24 protein-coding genes are annotated in these 23,958 nt (G+C 42.5%); 2 read left to right on the forward strand and 22 right to left on the reverse strand.

Annotated features, from left to right (window positions below):
- Window positions 1–35: 35 nt before the first annotated feature.
- The 20 genes from JSY38_RS04170 to iscR form a co-directional block, all read right to left on the reverse strand.
- Window positions 36–1,085, reverse strand: a complete 1,050-nt coding sequence (locus JSY38_RS04170; RefSeq protein WP_114411611.1) for a succinylglutamate desuccinylase/aspartoacylase family protein — start codon at window positions 1,083–1,085, stop codon at window positions 36–38.
- Window positions 1,085–1,990, reverse strand: a complete 906-nt coding sequence (rimK, locus tag JSY38_RS04175; protein ID WP_205115444.1) for a 30S ribosomal protein S6--L-glutamate ligase — start codon at window positions 1,988–1,990, stop codon at window positions 1,085–1,087. The genes JSY38_RS04170 and rimK overlap by 1 nt, the downstream gene beginning before the upstream one ends.
- A 182-nt stretch (window positions 1,991–2,172) precedes the next feature.
- Complete coding sequence (der, locus tag JSY38_RS04180) at window positions 2,173–3,510, reverse strand: ribosome biogenesis GTPase Der (RefSeq protein WP_114411609.1); 1,338 nt, start codon at window positions 3,508–3,510, stop codon at window positions 2,173–2,175.
- 93 nt (window positions 3,511–3,603) lie between these two features.
- Window positions 3,604–4,737: an outer membrane protein assembly factor BamB gene (gene bamB / locus JSY38_RS04185; RefSeq protein WP_114411608.1), complete on the reverse strand. Its 1,134-nt coding sequence runs from the start codon at window positions 4,735–4,737 to the stop codon at window positions 3,604–3,606.
- A gap of 2 nt (window positions 4,738–4,739) precedes the next feature.
- Window positions 4,740–5,381: a YfgM family protein gene (locus tag JSY38_RS04190; RefSeq protein WP_205115445.1), complete on the reverse strand. Its 642-nt coding sequence runs from the start codon at window positions 5,379–5,381 to the stop codon at window positions 4,740–4,742.
- Between the two features lie 61 nt (window positions 5,382–5,442).
- Complete coding sequence (gene hisS / locus JSY38_RS04195; RefSeq protein ID WP_114411606.1) at window positions 5,443–6,717, reverse strand: histidine--tRNA ligase; 1,275 nt, start codon at window positions 6,715–6,717, stop codon at window positions 5,443–5,445.
- 9 nt (window positions 6,718–6,726) lie between these two features.
- Window positions 6,727–7,839, reverse strand: coding sequence for a flavodoxin-dependent (E)-4-hydroxy-3-methylbut-2-enyl-diphosphate synthase (ispG, locus tag JSY38_RS04200; RefSeq protein WP_114411605.1), 1,113 nt, complete (start codon window positions 7,837–7,839; stop codon window positions 6,727–6,729).
- Between the two features lie 8 nt (window positions 7,840–7,847).
- Entirely contained in the window at window positions 7,848–8,807 is a 960-nt protein-coding gene (locus tag JSY38_RS04205; protein ID WP_239544316.1) for a RodZ domain-containing protein, read from the reverse strand.
- Between the two features lies 1 nt (window position 8,808).
- A complete protein-coding gene (locus JSY38_RS04210) occupies window positions 8,809–9,534 on the reverse strand; it encodes a hypothetical protein (RefSeq protein WP_205115448.1) in 726 nt (241 codons plus the stop codon).
- 40 nt (window positions 9,535–9,574) lie between these two features.
- On the reverse strand, window positions 9,575–10,690 hold the full coding sequence (rlmN, locus tag JSY38_RS04215; RefSeq protein ID WP_205115454.1) for a dual-specificity RNA methyltransferase RlmN: 1,116 nt from the start codon (window positions 10,688–10,690) through the stop codon (window positions 9,575–9,577).
- A gap of 145 nt (window positions 10,691–10,835) precedes the next feature.
- On the reverse strand, window positions 10,836–11,243 hold the full coding sequence (gene ndk / locus JSY38_RS04220) for a nucleoside-diphosphate kinase (RefSeq protein ID WP_114411601.1): 408 nt from the start codon (window positions 11,241–11,243) through the stop codon (window positions 10,836–10,838).
- Between the two features lie 155 nt (window positions 11,244–11,398).
- Window positions 11,399–12,553, reverse strand: coding sequence for an IscS subfamily cysteine desulfurase (locus JSY38_RS04225; RefSeq protein WP_205115455.1), 1,155 nt, complete (start codon window positions 12,551–12,553; stop codon window positions 11,399–11,401).
- Between the two features lie 20 nt (window positions 12,554–12,573).
- Window positions 12,574–12,999, reverse strand: a complete 426-nt coding sequence (locus JSY38_RS04230; RefSeq protein WP_114411599.1) for a SufE family protein — start codon at window positions 12,997–12,999, stop codon at window positions 12,574–12,576.
- Window positions 13,000–13,116: 117 nt separating this feature from the next.
- A complete protein-coding gene (gene sufT, locus JSY38_RS04235) occupies window positions 13,117–13,647 on the reverse strand; it encodes a putative Fe-S cluster assembly protein SufT (protein ID WP_205115456.1) in 531 nt (176 codons plus the stop codon).
- 4 nt (window positions 13,648–13,651) lie between these two features.
- A complete protein-coding gene (locus JSY38_RS04240; protein WP_205115457.1) occupies window positions 13,652–14,002 on the reverse strand; it encodes a HesB/IscA family protein in 351 nt (116 codons plus the stop codon).
- A 9-nt stretch (window positions 14,003–14,011) separates the two neighbouring features.
- Entirely contained in the window at window positions 14,012–15,229 is a 1,218-nt protein-coding gene (locus JSY38_RS04245) for an aminotransferase class V-fold PLP-dependent enzyme (RefSeq protein WP_205115458.1), read from the reverse strand.
- Between the two features lie 11 nt (window positions 15,230–15,240).
- Window positions 15,241–16,500, reverse strand: a complete 1,260-nt coding sequence (sufD, locus tag JSY38_RS04250) for a Fe-S cluster assembly protein SufD (protein WP_205115460.1) — start codon at window positions 16,498–16,500, stop codon at window positions 15,241–15,243.
- 3 nt (window positions 16,501–16,503) lie between these two features.
- Window positions 16,504–17,289, reverse strand: coding sequence for a Fe-S cluster assembly ATPase SufC (gene sufC / locus JSY38_RS04255; RefSeq protein ID WP_114411594.1), 786 nt, complete (start codon window positions 17,287–17,289; stop codon window positions 16,504–16,506).
- 13 nt (window positions 17,290–17,302) lie between these two features.
- Window positions 17,303–18,739: a Fe-S cluster assembly protein SufB gene (sufB, locus tag JSY38_RS04260; RefSeq protein ID WP_114411593.1), complete on the reverse strand. Its 1,437-nt coding sequence runs from the start codon at window positions 18,737–18,739 to the stop codon at window positions 17,303–17,305.
- A 74-nt stretch (window positions 18,740–18,813) separates the two neighbouring features.
- Window positions 18,814–19,302: a Fe-S cluster assembly transcriptional regulator IscR gene (iscR, locus tag JSY38_RS04265; RefSeq protein ID WP_114411592.1), complete on the reverse strand. Its 489-nt coding sequence runs from the start codon at window positions 19,300–19,302 to the stop codon at window positions 18,814–18,816.
- 315 nt (window positions 19,303–19,617) lie between these two features.
- Between iscR and JSY38_RS04270 the strand changes: the two genes are divergently transcribed.
- Entirely contained in the window at window positions 19,618–20,133 is a 516-nt protein-coding gene (locus tag JSY38_RS04270; protein ID WP_205115461.1) for a hypothetical protein, read from the forward strand.
- A gap of 35 nt (window positions 20,134–20,168) precedes the next feature.
- Window positions 20,169–21,533 (forward strand): DUF2254 domain-containing protein, encoded by a 1,365-nt coding sequence (locus tag JSY38_RS04275; protein WP_205115462.1) that lies wholly within the window; start codon window positions 20,169–20,171, stop codon window positions 21,531–21,533.
- 16 nt (window positions 21,534–21,549) lie between these two features.
- Here the strand turns inward: JSY38_RS04275 and JSY38_RS04280 are convergent, their stop codons facing one another.
- Together JSY38_RS04280 and JSY38_RS04285 are read right to left on the reverse strand one after the other, a co-directional pair.
- Window positions 21,550–22,323, reverse strand: a complete 774-nt coding sequence (locus tag JSY38_RS04280) for an endonuclease/exonuclease/phosphatase family protein (RefSeq protein ID WP_205115463.1) — start codon at window positions 22,321–22,323, stop codon at window positions 21,550–21,552.
- An 11-nt stretch (window positions 22,324–22,334) separates the two neighbouring features.
- Complete coding sequence (locus JSY38_RS04285) at window positions 22,335–23,786, reverse strand: phospholipase D-like domain-containing protein (protein ID WP_205115464.1); 1,452 nt, start codon at window positions 23,784–23,786, stop codon at window positions 22,335–22,337.
- Between the last annotated feature and the right edge of the window lie 172 nt (window positions 23,787–23,958).

Consider the following 23,958-nt stretch of genomic DNA (forward strand, 5'->3'; position numbering starts at 1 on the left):
TGACATTTGCAATGCAAATGTCATTAATGAAGACTCTAAGATGATTTGTAATCAATAAGGTTTAGAGAAGCCTCACTGTCCATCAGCTCATCCTGCATACTTTCCACATGCCCTGCCACTTCATCTGGGGATGAAAAATGGGCAATATGATACATAGCGTCACCCTCTTGAACCAAAGGAATGTTTTGCTTACCTATAATGATCCCGCCATTTTTACACAGCACCTTATCTAAAACATCGCCATAAGGATCTTTAATCTCAGCCAATACATCACCAGCTTCAACAAGATCACCTAGCTCTTTTATGTGAGTCGTAAAACCACTATCTGTGGCTCTTATCCAGCTACTGCTTCGGGCAATTCTCGGTTCAGAAAGCGATTTTTTGCTACGGGATTTTGGCAACATACTTAAGTGCCGCATTACACCAACTATGCCTTTAACACCTGCACGTATAGACAGCTCATCAAAACGTAATGCTTCACCCGCTTCATACAATATTACCTTTGCACCAACATCATTAGCGCACTCTCGTAGCGATCCATCACGAAGGTTTGAATTCATTAAAACAGGCACGCCAAAGGCTTTAGCAATAGATAATGTTTCAGGATCATCCAAATTTGCCCTTACCTGAGGAAGATTTGTACGGTGCAAGCTACCAGTATGGAGATCAATGCCGTAGTCGGCTTTAGAGACTATTTCGTTTAAAAATCGATCTGCAACACGACCCGCTAGAGAGCCGCGTTTAGAACCTGGGAAAGAACGATTTAAATCTCGCCGGTCGGGTAAATAGCGGCTTTGGTTCAATACACCATAACCATTAACAATCGGCACCGCGATCAAGGTGCCTTTTAGGTTTTCAAGATATTTGCTTTGAATAATTCGGCTAATAATCTCAATACCGTTAAGCTCATCACCATGAATTGCGGCACTCAGAAACAACGTCGGCCCTGAGCGTTTACCACGTTTAACAAACACAGGCATCGACATATTTGTGTCAGTGTACAACTTTACCATCGGCAGTTTTATTCGAGCTGTACCACCCAATGGAATATCAACACCGCCAATTGTTAAAGCTGTTTTCCCCATTAACCTTTCCCTTTTGTTTTTGTATTACTTAAGAACGCTGTTTTTTCAATGTGCTGAATGATCATCGCAGCCACGTCTTTACCTGTCGCAGATTCAATGCCCTCCAAGCCAGGCGAAGAGTTCACTTCCATAATAAGTGGGCCATTATTGGAGCGCAGAATATCCACACCACACATATTCAAACCCATTACCTTTGCAGCTTCTACCGCCGTACGTCTTTCTTCTGGTGACAATCTAATTAAAGAAGCAGTACCACCACGGTGAAGGTTTGAGCGGAACTCACCTTCCGCACCTTGGCGCTTCATTGCGGCAATAACTTTTCCACCAACAACCAAACAACGGATATCAGCTCCACCCGCTTCTTTAATATACTCTTGCACTAAAATGTTGGCTTTCAATCCCATGAAAGCTTCAATAATAGATTCGGCGGTCTTATTTGACTCAGCCAAAACAACACCAATCCCCTGAGTTCCCTCTAAAAGTTTAATAACAACAGGTGCACCGCCAACATTTTTTAGGAGATCACCAATTTTATCTGGATGATGCGCAAAACCAGTTTTTGGTAACCCCAGACCTTTACGAGACATAAGTTGTAGAGATCTTAATTTATCCCGTGAGCGGCTAATCGCAACAGATTCATTAATACTGTAAGTTCCCATCATCTCAAACTGCCTAACAACAGCGGTTCCATAGAAGGTCACTGAAGCACCAATTCTCGGAATAACTGCGTCGTATTTAGGTAATGGCTTACCATCGTAGCGCACAGAAGGATTACTACTTGTTATGTCCATATAACAATGCATCGTATCAATGACATCCACTTCATGACCAAGCTTTTCACCAGCCTCAACTAATCTACGGGTAGAATAAAGTCGAGGGTTACGAGAGAGAATTGCAATTTTCATAGATGTCCTTTGAACAAAAAAGAAAGCAGATGATGCTTAAAAGGTTAATGCCAATGGCGCGAGAATAGTGAATAACCTTACATTTAGGAAGCTATTTTATTCATTTTACCTAAAAAAAATCTCCGATCACCTTTAAAATCTAAAAGCGATCGGAGACTCTTGTTAGCGATAAAGAATAATACTTATTTTTTCGGTGCGTACGGATTTTCGGAGGATTTGAATTCGAAAATAATAGGCGTACCTGTAATATTCAACACGGTTCTGAATTTGTTCTCAAGGTAACGTTTATAGCTTCCAGGTAAAGAATCCGTCTGGTTACCATGCACGACAATACGCGGAGGATTTGACCCCCCTTGGTGGGCATAGCGCAGCTTGATACGGCGACTATTCACCATTGGAGGCTGGTGCTCGGCGATAGAATCTTCAAGAATACGAGTCAATCGGTTTGTTGACCACTTGGCATAACAAGACTCGTAAGTGCTTTCAATCGTATCGTACAAATCGCCAACGCCAGTACCATGCAAAGCTGATATATAATGAACTTTCGCATATGGCACAAAACCCAAGCGGCGTTCAACTTCGCTTTTAATATGCTCTCTATCGTCTTTCTTTAGTCCATCCCATTTATTTATAGCCAGCACCACACCACGACCTGCATCTAATACATAACCGATCATGTGAAGATCTTGTTCAACCAAGTCTTCATGGGAATCAATGACAACAATAACTACGTTAGCGTCTTGGATAGCCTGTAAAGTCTTAACAATAGAAAATTTTTCTACTGCTTCCTTCACATGCTTACGACGGCGCACCCCTGCAGTATCAATAAGAGTATATTCTTTATCATGACGTACATAAGGAATGTAAACGCTGTCGCGGGTAGTACCGGGCATGTCATAAACAACAACACGATCCTCGCCTAGCATTCGGTTTACCAATGTAGATTTACCCACATTTGGACGGCCAACTACACCGATGCGAATACCACGTGACGCTAGATTAATTTGGTTCTTCGCTTCTTCCACACGTTCTGCATACGGCAACATAACCTTATCAATAAGGACATGAACACCTTTACCATGAGAAGCAGCAATAGGATGTAACTCACCCATACCTAGGGAATAGAAGTCTGCCAAAGCAATATCTTCATTAATACCATCGGTTTTATTGACAACAAGAGTGATTGGCTTATTCGATCGACGCAAATGATTCGCTATCATTTCATCGGCAGGATTCAAACCATGACGACCATCGACAATAAATAAAACAGTATCGGCTTCTTCTATCGCTAATAGCGACTGTCTAGCCATTCTTTCATCAATACCTTGTTCATCGCCACTGATACCACCAGTATCAATAACAATAAATTCATGCTCACCAAGCTTACCATCACCGTATTTACGGTCACGAGTTAGGCCGGGGTAATCGGCAACCAAAGCATCACGTGATCTCGTCAACTGATTGAAGAGAGTTGATTTGCCAACATTGGGTCTACCTACCAATGCAATAACTGGAATCATTTTTTTACCTATAAAAATACAAAGTGGCCACCACCTCTATGAATGAGATGGCAGCCGCTTTAAAAATTCGCTAACACAAAATCAAAACTGATTTTAATAGCTCAATGCCGTCACATTAGAGTTCGGCGTTAAAATAAACATTTTCTTGTCATTTGAGACCATTCGACTACCAGGCGGAACCTTACCATCGGCTAATCTTTGTGCAGCAACCTCACCAGTTACCAGGTCAAGTAAATGAACATATCCACCACGATCCATCACAGCGACGTAATCGCGAAAAAACTCAGGAGTGATTAAGTCACGCTCCTCAAGATCAGAGTTCTTCCACACCTCAGTACCGTTTTTAGCATTTAGAGCAATAACATTACTCTTCATATCAACAGCAACAAGCAGCTCACCTTTCACCGCGACACCAACCGAACTGGATATGTTACGCTGCCATAAAGGTCGACCGCTCTCAATAGAAAGCGCGACAAGCGTCCCATTATAGGCAACAGCATAAACAACGCCATTATCTACAACTAAACGGCCATTGATATCACTTAAACGTTCAATCTCGTAACGACCTTCTGGCTTACCGACATCATACGACCAAGCTAAGCTACCAGTCTGTAATTCGTAAGCTTTCAACTTACCGTTTGCAAAACCAACGATTACTTTGCCATTTTCAATAACAGGCGCGCTTGTACCACGTACTGTTAACGATGGCAAATCTTCTTTTGCTCGCCACTGAGTTTCCCCAGTACTTGCATCCAGCACACTAATCCAACCATCCGCGGTTTGAATTGCTAACTTTCCAGCAGCATAAGCAGCCTCAGACAACACCTCTGAGCTTAGTGTTTTCTCCCATAACACAGTCTTAGTTGCCAACGAAGCAGCAACAAGCTGAGCGTCATAGGTACCGAAATACAAAACATCTTCGTGACGAGTTACACCTGAACTGGCTTTATACTCTGTCGGAAAAATACGCTTCTCTTTTCCGCGATTCTGCCCAAGCTCGTAAAGTGTGCCCTTATCAGTGACAAAGAACAAAGAAGCGTCATCTAGGACAAGGTTAAATCGTTCACTAGACTCACCAAAATTACCATCGACACCAGAGCGCCAATCTGTCCCTAAATCCACTTTATTCTTAAGGGGAGGAAGATCAGCTAAAGCTGGACGTGAATTAGAACAACCTTGAAGCACAAGTGCCGCAAGTAATGTGATGAATATAGTAGACTTACGCATAGTTAACCTTTCACCAAATCCTTCAGTTTTATTTCTAGTAGCGGATGATTTACACCCGTACCAATGGCTTCACTTGCTTTTTGGTAAGCAAGACGAGCCTCGTCACGCTTTCCTTGCTGCATAAAAATATCACCAATCAACTCTTGCTTCTGCGCTTCAAACTCTTCATCAGACACTTTGTCAGCGCGCGTCATTGCGGCAGAAAAGTCTTCTTTCTGAAGCAATAGTTGCGCGACTCGCAAATCAGCAATGGCAACAAAAGAAGCATCACTTGTTTTAGAAATAGCATTCTCTAAAGCTGCAATCGCCTCATCGTAGTTACCATTTTCAGCATCTACTCGAGCCAAAAACAACTGACCAAACATGGCATAACCAGTATCACCATAATCGTCTGAAAGTTGCTTAGCGATAAAAGTTACCGTCTTTTGATTATTTTCATCACTTAAATCTGCAGAAGCTTGAACCAAATTTTGGTACAGAGCAGATGCCTCACTAATATAGTTAGCTTGATTGTTTTTCCAAGCTTGCCAACCAAAATACCCACCTACAGAAGCTGCGACAACAATGACCAATACTAGACCATTCTTTTTCCACCATGTCTTAAACGCTTCAATTTGTTCTTCTTCAGTCTTTAATTCAGACACTTTCTCTTCCTCATGCAAGGTATACAACCAATTTTTGGTAGGCGCACACTATTCAATCAAATTACAACTTGGCATTAATATATGCAGAAACACCGTCAAGAGAGTAAGCTTGCTGCTCACCCGTTAACATGTCTTTAACCTGACAAATACCTTGCTCAATCTCATCTTGGCCTAAAATAATCGTAAAGCGAGCTTCGGACTTATCAGCTTTCTTCATCTGATTTTTGAAACTTCCACCGCCACAATGACGTAACACGACTAAGTTGGCGTTCCCCTCGCGTAAACTCTCCGCCAATACAAAAGAAGCGACTTCCGCTGCCTCCCCCATGCTTATAACAAAAACGTCTGTCGAGAATTTAGCGCCTGCCGGTATCAAATCTAACGTTTCAAGTAAAAGCACCAAACGTTCGATCCCCATTGCAAAACCAACGGCTGGAGTAGACTTTCCACCCAACTGTTCCACCAAACCATCATAACGACCGCCAGCGCACACTGTTGCCTGTGAACCTAAATGCGTTGTTACCCACTCAAAAACTGTTTTTCCGTAATAATCTAAACCACGTACCAAACGACGGTTAATGACATACGAGATACCATTAGCTTTCAAGATAGCCTGCAGAAGGTCAAAGTGAGCTTGTGACTCTTCACCAATAAAATCTTCTAAGTTCGGCGCATCTTTCAACACAGCCTGAGTTGGCTCATCTTTAGAATCTAATATTCTTAATGGATTAGTATCTAAACGGCGTTGACTATCTTCGTCTAGCTGACCTTTATATTGTGTCAAATACTCAACCAAAGCCGCTTTATAAGCTTCACGCTCAGAGGCCAAGCCTATGGTGTTTAACTGCAACTCAACGTGCTCAAGCAGCCCAAGTTCTTTCCATAACCGAGCCGACAAAATAATCAACTCTGCATCAATATCAGCCGTTCCCATTCCGAACGACTCCACACCGATCTGATGAAACTGACGATAACGCCCTTTCTGCGGTCGCTCGTAACGGAACATTGGCCCGGTGTACCATAAACGCTGAACTTGATTAAACAACAAGCCAGCCTGGTCAGCAGCTCGCACACAACTTGCGGTGCCCTCTGGTCGTAAAGTAAGAGACTCACCATTACGATCATCAAACGTGTACATTTCTTTTTCAACGATATCTGTTGTTTCACCGACACCGCGTTTAAACAAATCCGTATTTTCAACAATTGGGAAACGGATTTGTTGATACCCATAGGATTTAACAACACTCGCTACTGTTTTTTCTAGATATAACCAAACAGAAGACTGATCAGGCAAAATATCGTTCATTCCCCTGATTGCTTGAATTTTACGAGCCACAATGGATCCTTAATTTTTTACAATAATATTGGCGATTTCACGTTCTTTTAGAACCGCCTTTTTTCGAATCATTTCTTCCAAGTCATCAACAAGTGTTGCGTTTTTCGTTTTGCTACTTGGCTTACCGTCTTGATAGATCAAATTATTTGGCGATCCACCAGCCAAACCGATATCGGCTTCTTTTGCTTCACCAGGTCCATTAACCACACAACCAATGACAGCAACGTCCATCGGAATAGTAATGTCTTCTAATCGCTCTTCTAGCTCATTCATTGTTTTAATAACATCGAAGTTCTGACGTGAGCAGCTTGGACAAGCAATGAAGTTAATGCCGCGATTACGCAACTTTAAGCTACGCAACATATCCCAACCGACTTTAATTTCTTGCACTGGATCAGCTGCAAGAGACACGCGAATGGTATCACCAATGCCATCCATCAAAAGCAAACCAAGCCCAATAGAGGATTTCACAGTACCTGAACGCAAGCCCCCAGCTTCTGTAATGCCAAGGTGTAAAGGGTTATCGATCTGGCTAGCAATTTTTCGATATGCCTCAACCGTCATAAAAATATCAGACGCTTTCAGGCTTAATTTGTATTCGTGAAAGTCTAATTCATCGAAGTACTGAATTTGGCGAAAAGCCGATTCAACCAGCGCATCTGGCGTTGGCTCACCGTACTTTTTCTGAAGGTCCTTTTCTAAGGAACCAGCATTCACGCCAATACGAATAGGGATATTTTTGTCTCTTGCACAATCAACAACAGCGCGAACACGGTCTTTATTACCTATATTGCCGGGGTTAATACGTAAACAATCCACTCCGTATTCAGCGACTTTTAACGCAATTTTATAGTCAAAATGAATATCAGCTACAAGTGGAATTGATACTTCGGCCCGTATTTTCTTAAATGCTTCAGCGGCATCCATGGATGGAATAGAAACACGAACGATATCTGCACCAGCGTCGGCTATCGCACGGATTTGCGCAACCGTTGCATCAACATCGCACGTTTCAGTATTTGTCATACTTTGGACACTAATTGGCGCACCTCCGCCAACGGGAACATTCCCAACCATAATCTGTCGAGAGTGACGTCGTTTAATAGGTGATTCAAAATGCATAAGGGTCTCTACTTGAGCTCAAAACGAGCCAAATCTTTACGTGTAAAAGAAGAAAAATCGAAGTCGTTGCCTTTGTAGGTCAAAGATGACACGCCTTTGGCATATCCCAAGACCACACGGTAAGGTGCCTTACCTGTTAAGGATAACTCACTGCCAGCAGACTTAACGCCTGAAAACAAAATTTTTCCAGTCGCATCTCTCACTTCAGTCCAGCAGTCAGCATCAAAAGCAATCACAACTTCATCAGAATAAGTAGGCAATACTGGCTCAGGGGACACTTCAGTAGGTACTTCAGAGGTTGCTCTTACTACCTCGTCAGGATTAACACCAGCCTCTTCTAGAATAGCCATTGTTTCAGCAGACAAACCAGTTACTACATCGCCATCATCTGCGACATCTTCAGCTGCCGTCATTTCAGGAGTGCTTTCTGATAAATCTTGAGACTCCTCTGTGGCGTTATTAACATCCACCTCTGGCTCACTAGGTGTTTCTTCGACAGCGGCCTGCTCGGAGCTCTGAGCGCTTTCTTCTACAATGCTCACATCATCTGCAGATTGCGCCGGCCACCAAAAAACTAAAAACACTAAAACGGCGACAATAACTACCGATATAAACATAACGATAGGGTCACCCAAATGACTCTGTCTATTCACTTTATCAACAGGCTTGATTGTCGACTCGGCATCAGCACGCTCTGCATCAAATGCGTTCAACATTTCTGATGTTTCTATGCTCAATAATCGGCAATAACTTTTAAGAAAGCCACGAGCAAAGGTACTAGAACGAAAATATTTAAAATTATTCGCTTCAAGTGCTCGTACTTGGTCAATGGGGATTTTTAACTCTGTAGCAACATATCTTTCATCAAACTCTAGCTCAAGTCTCTTCGCTTTAAGTCGCTTACCAATATTAATCGTATCTATATTCGTTTTACTTACAGGAGCATCAGTTTGAAATTCAGTTGTCATGTCAATACCTTGAGCCATTCAGGCATGTAAAATTACTCGCAGATGAGGACAGTGTAGGGTCAGTCTCGCGTGCAATTAGATGCCGCGACAGACAGTTGTACTCATCAAAATGCACCGATCCTCGGGCAATTTGTTTATTAGCCTGGATATTATTAAAAATTAAGCGAGCTTTGTCATTACTACCTTGTATTAAAACAAGATTGAGCTCCGTCATCAAACCAATCAGAGGTAAATCAGCAATTTCTTTTGCCTGTTTTAGATAGATTCCAGCTAAATTTACTTGATTCTGACGTATTGCACATCTGGATAGGTTAATTTGCACTGTCTGGCGCCTATTAGGGCTATTTTTATCTGCATTTTCAAATGCCTTACAAGCAAGCTCCCAACGCTCCTCCACCCCTAACAGCACGCCATAGTTATTCAACAAAAAACCGTCATTTGGGTATTCACTTAGTGCCCTTTCGTGAACCGCTATAGCTTCACTGTACTCTTCAACACTCAACCAATATAACCCAAGCAAACGCCAATACTCCCTAAATTGCTCCGAGGAACCCACCTGATCTAGCTGCCTCTTTGCCAATGGCCACTGACCCAGTAAAAGATGCGCTTGTATCATTGAGAGGCGCTTTGAGTCAGATATAGGAGGTCGCTGAGGGGAAACAGCTTGATAAGCACAAGAGGAAATCAACAAGCAACACAATAAAAAAGGCAGTAACCATAAGCGCATACAGACATCCTTGTCATATACAATTTTTTTGAACAATAAGTTAGTTTTTTACTTCTCGCAACTCAATATACTTCTGACTACGGCGAGTTTTGTCATGAAAATCCCCCACTAATTGACCACAAGCAGCGTCGATATCATCACCACGAGTCGTTCGAACTGTCACTGTATAACCTGCATCAGCTAGGATTTTCTGGAATCGACGAGTACGGTTATTAGATGGTTTTTCATAACCCGAATGAGGGAACGGATTAAATGGAATCAAGTTGATTTTACATTCCAATACTTTAAGAAGCTCAGCCAATTCATGGGCCTGCTCTTCGTTGTCATTCACACCAGACATCAAGGTGTATTCAATCGTAATATGGCGCTTATCTGGTAAATTTGCCAAGTAGTGCTGGCAAGATTCGATTAACTCAGCAATCGGGTATTTTTTATTAATAGGAACAAGCTCATTACGCAAAGCGTCATTTGGCGCATGCAATGAAATAGCCAAAGACACATCAGTACGTTTTACCAACTCATAAATCTTAGGCACAACACCTGAAGTACTCAATGTGACACGGCGCTTAGACAATCCATAAGCATGGTCATGCATCATTAGAATCATAGCATCAACTACAGGCTCAAAATTCATCAATGGCTCACCCATACCCATCATCACAACATTGGTAACGCGACGAGGACCATTCGGGTCCATAGGGCCAAAAGACTTAATCGCAATCCACACTTGCCCAATAATTTCAGCGGGCGTTAAATTACGGTTAAAACCTTGCTTACCTGTTGAACAAAAGCTGCAATCCAAAGAACAACCCACTTGAGATGACACACACAAGGTCGCGCGATCACCATCAGGAATCAGTACGGTTTCAACACAATCGTTCTTGCCGCCTTCAGTTCGGATAATCCATTTACGTGTACCGTCAGTTGAGATATTTTGCGACACCACTTCCGGCCCACGAATCTCACAAATTTGCTCTAATTTAGCACGCAAAGCCTTGCTGACATCCGTCATTTCATCGAAGCTTTCCGCTCCCTTTTGATGGATCCATTTAATCACCTGAGTGGCACGGAATTTCTTCTCGCCAATGGATTCAAAAAACTCGATCAATTTCTCAGGGGATAAACCCAACAGGTTTACTTTTTTGGTGTCAGTCATAATTCAATGTCGCTTGCTATGGTTAGCATTAAGTGTAAACGAAAAAAGCCTCTGAAAAGAAAAGTCTTTTCAGAAGCCTCTGTAAAAAAGCGGGCTGACGCCCGCCCTTTCAAAACAGATCGGACATAAAGGTCCTAGCTGTCAATTACTTACCGAAGAAGTAAGCAATTTCACGTGCTGCAGATTCAACAGAATCAGAACCGTGAACAGCATTTGCATCGATAGACGTTGCGTAATCTGCACGCAAAGTACCAGCAGTTGCCTCTTTAGGGTTAGTTGCCCCCATAAGCTCACGGTGACGAAGAACTGCGCCTTCACCTTCAAGAACAGAAACAACAACAGGACCAGAAGTCATGAAAGCAACCAAATCTTTGTAGAAAGGACGCTCTTTGTGCTCTGCGTAAAAACCGCCAGCCAATTCGTCGTCTAGTTGAATCATTTTAGCTTCAACGATTTTAAAACCAGCACGCTCGAAACGAGTGTAGATTTCGCCGATTACGTTTTTAGCAACAGCATCTGGCTTGATGATTGATAGAGTGCGTTCTAACGCCATGGTATAACTCCAAATAAAATTTAAAGGGCGATGCCTTTTGCATGGCCCGGGACTTAAAAGTTCAGCGCGCGTATTATACGCAGCAATTTATTAAAATTGTATGATCAAACGAACATTATTTATTCAAACCAGAATAAAAGTACAAATTCTTACAACTAAGCTACAGACCTAAGGCGACTCACTGCGGTTTTAATCGTCTCAGCAGCAAAATCCACCTCTTCCTCTGTACTAAAACGCCCTACAGAAAGACGCAAGGAACTGTGCGCTAGATCATCAGCTAAACCAATCGCTCGTAAAACATAAGAAGGCTCCAAGCTTGCTGAAGTACAAGCCGAACCAGATGAAACAGCAATATCACTCAAAGACATCAACAAAACTTCGCCATCAACATCAGAGAAACCAACATTCAACACGCCGGCAACGCGGTTATCTGAATCACCATTGAGATGCACTCCAGATAGCTCAGTCAAAGAAACCCATAAACGCTCACGCAAGACTTTGATGCGAGTACAATCCTGTTCCATATCTTCACCAGCCAAACGAAACGCTTCCCCCATACCGACGATTTGATGAGTCGCCAAGGTACCAGAGCGCATACCGCGTTCATGGCCACCACCGTGAATTTGCGCCTCTAGCTTCACTTTTGGCGAACGTCTTACATATAAAGCACCAATCCCTTTTGGTCCATAAGTCTTATGAGCTGTAAGAGACATTAAATCCACTTTCATAGCATTAACGTCAATTTCAATTTTGCCTGAGGTTTGAGCTGCATCCACATGAAAGAATACTCCATGGGATCGCGTTAACTCACCAATAGCCGTAATGTCTGTCAAGACACCAAGCTCGTTATTCCCATGCATCAAAGACACTAAAATAGTGTCTTCACGCAACACTTCTGCAACCTGACTTGGTGAAATCACACCATGAATATCTGGCTGTAAATACGTTACTTCAAAGCCATCTTTTTCAAGCTGCTTACAAGGATCCAAAACCGCCTTATGCTCAATCATCGACGTAATAATATGTCGGCCTTTCTGACGATAAGCATGAGCAACACCCTTAAGAGCCAAGTTATTGGCTTCCGTCGCGCCCGACGTCCAAACAATTTCACGAGAATCGGCCTTAATCAAACTCGCAACTTGCAACCTAGCTTCCTCTACCGCTTCTTCAGCACGCCAACCAAATAGATGCGAGCGAGAAGCAGGATTACCAAAATTACCGTCCTGCGTTAAACACGCCATCATTTTTTCAGCCACTCTTGGGTCGACTGGCGTGGTAGCAGAATTATCTAGGTAAACAGGGGTGTTCATTTAACGCTCTCCAATATCAATTAAGCTGCTGCCTGTGCAATGCCTTTTATGCGCCCTACAATAGAGCGCAAACCATTGCCACGAGTTGGACTCAAATGCCTCTCAAGATCCAGCTCTTCAAAATAAGCCGTTATATCAAAATCTAAAATTTCTTGTGGTGTTTTATGATCCAATGCAGCCAAAACCAATCCCAGTAAACCACGCACTATAATGGCATCACTGTCTACGGCAAATGTCAGAACCTCACCTTTTGTCGCATCTTGCTCACTATCCGGCTGAATCCAAACACTGCTCTGACAGCCCTTTACCAAACGCTCTGAAGTGCGCCATGCATCATCAAATGCAGGTAAGGATTTACCCAAATCAATGATGTACTTGTACTTATCTTCCCAGTCGTCAAAAAACGACAGATCATCTACGATGTCTTCTGTACTAGGCAAAGCCATGACTACCCTCTTTTTTACATCAAGCCTATTAAAACAAAAACGGCATTAGCAAAGTGCCAAGGCCGTTTCATATTGTATTCGATTTTAATGAATGACCGAAGCCATCCCAGAAAGACATTAGAAGAAAAGGCCTGCCTCTAGTTGCGCCTCTTCACTCATCATTTCTCGTGACCATGGCGGATCAAATACCAACTCCACTTTCACCGTTTCGACATTAGGCACTTTCGCCACTCGATACTTAACATCACCCACTAACACTGGTCCCATTCCGCAACCCGGTGCCGTCAGTGTCATATCGATTAAAACAGACTTGCTGTCTTGATCTACTGTTACTTTATAAACCAAGCCTAAAGACACTAAACTAATCGGAATCTCTGGGTCATAGATTGTATCTAGAGCTTGCCAAACCTGTTCTTCACTTACTTCGCCAGTACCGAGATCTTCAAAATCTAGAACTTCAGGCTGCTGACCAATTGCTTCAGCGTCGGTTCCATCTATACGAAGCATATTACCTTGCCAAGTGACAGTGTAATTCCCCCCCAAACTCTGATTAATCGTTATAAACTGACCTTCAGGAATACTAACTGGCTCACCGCTTGGCACTCGTCGCGCAGGACAAGCACGGTTTGTAACTACCATTTTTTGCATGAAGTTAACTCACACTAAAGCTTTCGCCACAGCCACATTCTGCTACAACGTTAGGGTTTTTAAACTTCACAACTTCGTTAACGCCTTCGCGTACCAAGTCAATTTCCGTTCCTTGAAGCATGGAAGCAGATTGTGAATCTACCGCAAGAACAACATCACCAAACTCTAAAACGGTATCATTTTCCAATGCAGCATCAACGATATCTAATACATAGGAAAAACCGGTACACCCACTTTCCTTGGTACTCAATCGAATCAACTTACTTGGCTGTTTCACCAATTTAGAGGCAAAATATTTCTGTGCAGAAGCGGTTAAAGACACGCTAGAGACAGGATCAAACGTTGTTACTGTCATTGAAACCTCCTAAGCCAGCATTGTTCGCACTTTTTTCAGTGCCACAAACAAAGCGTCAACTTCTTCTAATGTATTATAAATCGCGAACGATGCTCGCGCGGTGCCAGGAACATTAAAACGTGCCATCAAAGGCTGCGCACAATGATCACCAGTACGAACCGCAACCCCCTGACGATCCAATAAAAAACCGATATCCGCAGGATGACCTTGGTCCATAACAAAACTCAATACGCCAATTTTTTCTTTGGCATTACCAATAATGGTTAGGCCTTCAAACTCTTCTGCTAGTTCAGTCGCACGATCTAGTAGCGCCTTTTCGTGGGCTGCTACCGCATCTTGATCCAAAGCGCTAAACCAACGAATTGCCTCACCCATAGCAATCGCATCCCCCACATTGGGCGTACCTGCCTCAAAACGATAAGGCAATACGTTCCAAGTAGCATCCTGCAAAGTTACGGTGGAAATCATCTCGCCGCCAGTGCGCCATACTGGCCAAGTCGACAATACTGATTCTTTACCCCACAACACTCCGACGCCCATTGGTCCGTAGATTTTATGTCCTGAAAAGGCATAAAAGTCACAGCCGATGTCTTGCACATCAGCATAGCCATGAGCAGCACCTTGAGCACCATCTACCAGTACCCAAGCTCCGACTTTTTTCGCTTTAGCCGTCATTTCTTTAATGGGATTTACGGTCCCCAACGCATTGGAAACATGCGGAAAAGCCACAAATTTAGTATGCTCGTTCAGCATGGCATCATAAGCCGCTTGATCTAATTCACCAGCATCTGTAACGGGAATCGTTCTTAAAGTAGCACCTGACGCTTTACAGGCTTGCTGCCAAGTAACGAGATTGGCATGATGGTCCATTCCAGTCGCGATAACTTCATCACCCGGCGACAACAAAGACCCCAAACCATTGGCGACTATATTAATCGCCTCGGTGGTGCCTGTTGTCCAAATCACTTCTTCGCGTTTCGGCGCATTGATAAAGTTTTTAACAATATCTCGTGCATCTTCAAAACGACGAGTTGCCTCGTCCGCAAGACGATGGGCACCACGATGCACATTGGAATTGCAAGTCGAGTAATAATCAACCAAAGCATCAATCACACACTGTGGCTTTTGCGTTGTCGCGGCATTATCGAGATAAACAAGTGGATTACCATCAATGACACGCTTTAAAATCGGAAATTGCTCGCGGATAGCCGCTACATCAAAACTCATTCGATTCTCGCTTACTTTACTTCCATTTGCGCAAAGCGCTCACGGATAATAGGACGAATCCACTCTGCTAACGCGGCGTTTGGCATCAAATCAATCAACTCATTAATAAAGCCAAAGTTAAGCATTACTTGCGCTTTTGAACGGCTTACACCGCGAGTCTGTAAGTAATACAAGGCCTGCTTATCAATCTGAGCAACCGTAGCACCATGGGCACATTTCACATCATCTGCGTAAATCTCTAACTCGGGCTTGGTGTTAATCTCGGCCTTATCAGATAACAGCAAATTGCGATTATTCAACTCTGCCAAGGTTTTCTGCGCATCACGGTATATATGAATACGGCCATTAAATACAGCACGAGAACGATCCGCGACGATACAACGAACGTTTTCTTCTGTTTTACCATTTGGCATAGCGTGCTCAACCGTTGCATGAAGATCAAACAACTCTTTACCATCCAGCAAATACATGGCATTTAACTTAGCATCAGCAAACTCACCCGCATGAATAATGTCTGTATCCAAACGAGACAACTCACTACCGAAACCAACGATTGTACTGTTCATTTTCGCATGGTCATGCAAATTAAAGTGACTACCGCCAATAGCAACATTACTTCCTGTTTGCAGGGCAAAACGGTAATGCTCTAGACGCGCATTAGTGCCTACATTGTATTCAACAAACGCCGTATTAAAGCTATCGCCTTGCGCTTGAACATCTTCAATGACGGTTAATCGCGAACCCGCTGCCAAAGAAACCTGAACGCGTGTATGAGATTCCGCGCCTGGGCTCAACAAAGAACTAATTCGGATAGGTTGAGTAATTTCAACACCTTCCGCAACAGACACAACGACAACATCTTGTGCTAGTGCATCGTTAACTAAACCAAAGATATGACGTTCTGGCTTAATCGTCGAAAACGTATTTAGTGCATCGGCTTGTTGTGCTGACTCCAAATCACCACCTAAGGCAATAGACAGACCTTCAGGCAAGGTATTGGCTAATTGAGCAGGATCAAACTGACCGTTTACAAACACCAATTCAATAGCAGATAAATCCGCAATAGCGACAGGCGATAAATCAACCTTGTCACTAATCATTTTAGCCGGTGTACGCTCTACTGGGCGAAGCGGCGTGTAACGCCACGCTTCCGTTTTACGCGTTGGCCATTTAGTTTTTGCTAAAAGATCCAGCGCATGAGCACGTTTTGGCGCCAACCAATCATGAATACCTTGCGCTCGAGTAATGGCGCTTTCTAACCATTCACTCATGCCTTACCCCTCAAGTTCGTCTTCAGTCGGCTCTTTCTGCAGCCAAGCGTAGCCTTGAGCTTCTAACTCAAGAGCAAGGGAAGCATCGCCGCTTTTAACGATTTTACCGTCAGACAATACATGCACGAAGTCAGGCTTAATGTAATCCAAAAGACGCTGGTAATGCGTTACAACAATAAAACTACGATCAGCAGAGCGCTGGCTGTTTACACCTTCAGCAACTACTTGCAAGGCATCGATATCCAAACCTGAATCGGTTTCATCTAGGATGCAAAGCTTTGGCTTAAGCAATAACATTTGCATTAGCTCATTACGCTTTTTCTCACCACCAGAGAAGCCTTCGTTAACGCCACGCTTTAAGAAAGCCACAGGTAAGTTAACTTGTTTACAAGCCGCTTTTGCTTCTTTTAAGAAGTCAGCAGACGTAATAGCGTCTTCACCACGCGCTTCTCGTTGCGCATCAACTGATGCTTTTAAAAACTCTAAATTGCTTACACCAGGAATTTCGACTGGGTATTGGAATGCCAAGAATAAACCCGCGCGAGCGCGGTCTTCTGTTTCCATTTCTAGCAAATCTTCACCACCAAGCGTCACACTACCGCTTTCGACACTGTAACCATCACGGCCAGACAAAACATAGCCTAGGGTACTTTTACCAGCACCATTTGGGCCCATGATCGCGTGTACTTCACCCGGTTTGATATCTAGATCTAACCCTTTGATGATTTGTTTTTCTTCAACGCTGGCGTGCAAATCTTTTATCGTCAACAAACTGTTCGTGTTCGACATCTTTAATAATTCCTTAACCTACTGAGCCTTCAAGGCTTATTTCTAGTAACTTGCCAGCTTCAACAGCAAATTCCATTGGTAATTCTTTAAATACTTCCTTACAGAAGCCATTCACAATCATGGATACGGCTTTTTCAGGATCAAGACCACGCTGACGACATAAGAACATCTGCTCGTCGCTGACTTTAGACGTCGTTGCTTCGTGCTCCACAATAGCGGACGGATTACGGCTTTCCACATAAGGGAAAGTATGCGCACCACACTGATCTCCGATCAGCAAAGAATCACACTGAGTGAAGTTACGTGCGCCCTCAGCGCCTGGGTTCATACGAACAAGCCCACGGTAACTATTGTTACTTCGGCCTGCCGAAATACCTTTGGAGATAATGGTAGACTTGGTGTTTTTACCAAGATGAATCATTTTGGTCCCCGTGTCTGCTTGCTGACGACCACGCGTCAAAGCAACCGAGTAAAACTCACCAACACTGTTATCACCTTTCAAAATACAGCTTGGATACTTCCAAGTAACAGAAGAACCGGTCTCTACTTGCGTCCAAGAAATTTTAGCGTTGGTATGACAAATACCGCGTTTCGTTACAAAGTTATAAATGCCACCTTTGCCGTTTTCATCGCCTGGATACCAGTTCTGCACAGTTGAGTATTTAATCTCGGCATTATCCAACGCAACCAATTCAACAACCGCTGCATGCAACTGATTTTCATCACGTTGTGGTGCAGTGCAGCCTTCCAGATAACTGACGTGACTGCCTTCATCAGCAACAATCAAAGTACGCTCGAACTGACCCGTATTTTGCTCATTGATACGGAAATAAGTAGACAACTCCATTGGGCAGCGGGTGCCTTTAGGAATATAAACAAAAGAACCATCGGTAAAGACGGCGCAGTTCAAGGCTGCATAGTAGTTGTCTTTCTTAGGAACAACACTGCCGATGTATTTTTTAACAAGGTCTGGATACTTATGAACCGCTTCAGAAATTGGGCAAAAGATAACGCCCGCTTCTTCTAGTTTTTCACGGAATGTAGTCACAACAGAAACAGAATCAAATACCGCGTCAACTGCGATACCAGCTAACATTTGCTGCTCAATTAGAGGAATACCAAGTTTCTCATAAGTACGCAGTAATTCAGGGTCAACTTCATCCAAAGATTTAGGCTTATCCTTCATACTCTTTGGTGCCGAATAGTAAGAAATGGACTGGAAATCAATTTTTGGATAATCAACTAACGCCCACTCTGGCTCTTCCATTTCTAGCCATTCACGAAATGCGCCTAGACGCCATTCGAGCATCCATTCAGGCTCGCCTTTCATTCCTGAAATACGACGAATAACATCTTCATTCAAACCTGGCTCGAATGTTTCTGATTCTACATCAGACACAAAGCCCGCTTCGTATTCCCGTGCCAGCGCCTTATCTATCTGCTCAGTCATATAAAAACTCACTCAATTATAGCCACCAACGCACTGTCAATCAGTGCATCAAGCTCTACTAATTTATTCTCTATTTAATCAACAATCGCCGCGCTAATTTTGTCATTTTCAAAACTACGCTGTCGGCTTTCAAGTTCTTGCCGCTCTGCGACTTGGCGGACATCATTTCGGCGCACCAATTGATCTAGGCTAATTTGATTTAAAAAATCATGTATTTGATCGCTTAAATCACACCATAAATGATGTGTCAGACAAGTGTTGCCACTCTGGCAATCACTTCGCCCCTTACAACCTGTTGCGTCAACCGATTCATTTACCGCATCCACTATTTGCGCAACAAAAATATCATTATTTGAACGACTCAAACGATATCCTCCACCAGGCCCCCTGACACTATTTACTAGTGACCGCTTACGGAGCTTGGAGAACAATTGCTCAAGATAAGATAACGATATCCCTTGTCGGCTTGAAATATCAGACAAGGACACAGGCCCTTTATCTGAGTGTAATGCCAAATCAAGCATGGCGGTTACCGCATAACGACCTTTTGTTGTCAGACGCATAAGCCATCCAATTTAGATTATTCTGTGAGAACAAATAGTACACAAAACCTACTGTTTTGATCAAGTATTTACCTGACTATTTTGGTAGGTTATTACTCTTATAAAATAATAAGCGCGTATTTTACGTGCACTAAAGGAAAAACTAAACTGCCGAATAGGGATATCAAGGATATGCTGGTTATAATCAGACACTGTTACGAAGAAATACAAATAGAAGATTGCGGCGAAAGCCAATAAGCATAATGATGATTAGATGACTCAAAGTAGTATTTCAAACCTTGAAGAACAGCACTAAAGCAAACAGAGGAGAATAAGATGCCACCTAAAACTCAGGTCGATAGCACCGTAGTAGAGACTCCCAAGAAAAAGCCAGTCATGCTAATTACTGCTTTTTTCTTATGCTTTATTTTTAGTGTTTTAGCGTCGTCAGGTGTGGCTTACATTATGCTTAAACCATCACCAGAAAACGCAAAAGCTGCAGACACAATAACTGAGCAGGGTAATCTAATCGCCACCATGGAACGAACACTTGCCCAGCAAAGCTCCAAAATAAAAACCATAGAAGAACAAAGCGAAGTACTAAAACTCTACCTGAGACACAGCAGTTCGACAGCCTTGAAAAACATTTTGATCGACCAAGAACGCAACATTCAGGCCTACCTAAAAGTCATGAAGTCTGCTATGAAAGACCTTTCCGCGTTGAGCCCAAGGACCACAGATTGGAATAACGAATATCAATACCAGCTAGACCTAGCCCTAAAAGGCAGCATTGAAAGAGAAGACCTGCTCAAGATACTTAAAACTGGCGAACCAAATGAGAAAAGTCAGTAGCCAACAAAGCCACTTAATAAACAGGGATAAATCAATTGCCATTATCAACAATCAAAAATACGAGCATTTTAAAAGCGTACGATGCGATTAAAACCAGCTTTTGGTTTACCCCCTGTCTTATTTTATCCCTGACCATTTTGGGCTGTATATCTTTGCTGCTCATTGACTTGTACGCAGGCCTAGATTCATTACCTTGGCTGAATTCTTTATACCACGCCAACGCGGATATCACCCGAGATCTTCTTACTACCGTCGCGAGCAGTGTAATGACTGTAGTCAGTATCACATTTTCTATTACCATCGTAGCGCTTACTAACGCCTCATCGCAATTTGGACCAAGGTTAATTCGTAACTTTATGGAAGACTCAAGCACTCAAATCGTGCTTGGCGTGTTTATCTCTCTATTTGTTTATTGTCTAGTATTGGTTCGTATGACTGATGACTTTGCTGATGGCGCTTTCCTACCAGGGCTCACTATTGCTGGTGCGATAGCAATGACACTGTTTGGTATTCTTCTGCTCATTTATTTCATCCACCATGTTTCCCTCAATTTGCAATCTGACAGCGTCATCGACAATGTTTACAGCGAGCTACAATCTAGTATCGAACAAATTTTTAAACAACAAAAAGAGGAAGAAGCAGACTCTTCAACGGATAAAAAACAAGTTCAGACGACAAAACAAGCTGACAAAAAACATGAGCAATTTCAATTCCAGAGCAAATCTTGTGGCTATATTCAGGCTATCAACTACGCAGACATAACAAATGTAATAAGTAAGCTAGATGGACATCTAGATATTTTGGTGAACCCAGGAGACTTTATCGTAAACCGAATGGTTGTGATGACAAGTAACATTGAAAGGTTTTCGGAAGAAGACAAACAAACATTGCACGAGTGCTTTACTCTAGGGCCAAAACGAACACCAATACAAGACCCTGAATTTGCGGTTCATCAATTGGTTGAAATTGCTTTAAGAGCCCTTTCTCCTGGTATCAACGACCCATATTCAGCCATAGCCTGTATTGATAAACTCACCGCTGCGGTTTGTGATTTAACTCAAAAAAGCTTCCCCGAAGGCGCTACCTATGATGATAATGACATAGAGAGAGTGACTTACAAGACGACATCTTTCGAAAACTTGGCCAATATTGCCTTCAACCAAATCCGCCAATACTCTCAATCATGCTTGGCAGTGCAATTACGTCAATTGGAAGGGGTTACCCGTATTGCAGAACAAGCGAACCATTCAACACATTGGTCTTTCGTATACCACCAGAAGCTCATGCTCGAACACGGACTAGAGCAGCAACAACTCGTCGATTTGGATAAAAAAGAAGTCTCTAGTCGGCTGCAAACCTTAACTAAGCTATTAGAAAAGGCTAAAACTCTAAAATCGTAAGCCACAAGGCAAACCATTACTCAGTAAGGCGAAGCGACAAACTAATCGGATAGTGGTCGGACGAGTAAACATCTGTATGCACATTCACATCAACCACATCCAGGCCGCGACAATAGATATGATCAAGATGACGTAGTAAGTGCCCCAACTTGGGCTGACGCGTAATCGGTACTTCTTTTAATAGACTGGACCTAGCCATCGCATCAAAATACGCCATTCGTTTACCATTCCAGGTATTAAAGTCGCCAGCCAATAATATAGGTCCATGATGATGATCAAATGCTTGGAAAGCTTGGTTCAAATGCGCCCTAAATTTCTCGAAAGAGACAAAGTTGATCATGTGAGTATTAATGACCAGCAAAGAGGACTCAAGTAAAGAATCAGACACACTCGCTAACGGATACTCGGTCGCCAACACCATTTTTTTTGTGTTAGAAATAGGCTCACTATGTTCAGAGACCGAAAAAAAGTGTCTGCTTGCTTCAGCTCTTGATCCTGTTTTAACACCCGTTTCAACATTGGATTTTATGCTTTTAAAACTACTGGCCATAATCCATTGATGTTGTGAAGAATGATGAAAAAGACTATCAAAGGGCGAGTTCAAAATAGCCTCTTGAAGCAAAATTAAGTCTTTACCTTCAATAAGAGAAATGAAATCACCTTGCCAGCCCTTTCTTTTGCATTTGAATACGTTCCACAACAGGACGTTAATATCTGGTCCTATTACCTGTTTCGATGCACTCCCCATGACCTTTAATGACTCAACAGCGCTAAAACGTTTTTTCATCATAATAAATGGCCTTACAAATAGGGCGAAAATAATCGAAACAAGTTATTACGAATCTTCTTGTACATAGCCAGGTTTGCCATATCTGCTTCTAAAACTTGCTCAGAATTAAGCTTTTTAGATTCATACAATGCTGTAAGCTGAGAGTTAAGATCGCCATCAAAGCATTCGAGGTTAATTTCGAAATTAAATTCCAAGCTCCTCGCATCCCAATTCGTAGAACCTATAAACGACCATACATCATCTATAAGCACGATTTTACTGTGATCAAAAGGTCGTTTGTTTTTATAAATTTCTATACCATGTTCGATAATTCTTAGATAGTTAGCTTCCATCACCCAATCCACAAAAAGAATATTGCTTCGCTCGGGCACAATAATTTCAACAGAAACACCACGCAAAGCCGCAGCATGAAGAGACGTCATTAACGTTTGGTCAGGAATAAAATATGGAGTAATGATCCTAACACTCTTTTGCGCACAAACAAGGGCGTTAATTAGTGTCCAGCGTATTCTATTGTGATGTTCATCAGGCCCATCTTGAATCACTCGAGATACAACAGATGCCTTCTTTGGCTCAGTGATACCTGCATTATAAGAAGGGAATTTAATTAACTCGCCCGTTGCGAAAAACCAATCCTCGATAAAGACCTGACTAATCTGATCTATTACTGGACCAGCCACTTTAAAGTGAACATCATCAATTGGGTGCTTAGCCGATTTAACTAAGTTCCCTTTACTGATATTCATACCGCCGATATAAGCTTCTTGGCCATCTACGCAAAGTATTTTTCTATGGTTTCTTAGATTAATAAAGCGAATACCAGTCAAGGAAATAGCAGGCAAAAACTGAGCTGTTCTGACACCTCGTTTCTTTAATGCTCTATCAGATTTTCGCCAGCTATAGCCCACCCCTATTCCATCTAACAATACATACACAACCACACCTCGGTCTTTCGCTTGCGCCAGTGCAGTAACAAACTTCTGTCCTAATGAATCGTAATCAAATATATAACTTGATAGCACAATATGATGTTTTGCGCCTCGAATAGACTCAATCATTGCAGGGTAAGCGTTATCGCCATTAACCAACAACTCTATACTATTAGCATCAACATAGTTCACTGGATGAATCGTGTACCCAGCAATGATCGACGAATGCCAATGCTTAGGCTGTCCATGAAAATCAATACAATCCTCTTCATAACGAAAGTCTTGCTTTATTTTTTGAGGATGCTCTCTTTGAGCCAAGCGTTTAATACGATTTATGCCAAACAACCAGTAAAACAAGCTGCCTAATACAGGGGAGAAAACAACCAATCCGATCCAAGCAAGCGAAGTCCGGTCATTTTCTTTGTACAACAATACATGTAGAGATGTCATAACAGACAACCCGATATGCAAAACAACGATAATGGTTACCCAATAGAAGCTAACCCATTCGATCAGCGCTCCAAAAACTGGCATAAACTCCAACTCAGCTAATTTACTGAAAGCGTGATTATCTACATTAATGACAAGCTTTATCACGCAACTTATACTCGATACGTTACAGTATTAATCAACAAGATAAAGATATTTACACAAGGCTTACAGGGGCGGCTAACAGAAAGCTCAAGATATCAGTAATAATATTTGA

This window comes from Marinomonas foliarum, from assembly GCF_016906065.1.
Classification (GTDB): domain Bacteria; phylum Pseudomonadota; class Gammaproteobacteria; order Pseudomonadales; family Marinomonadaceae; genus Marinomonas; species Marinomonas foliarum.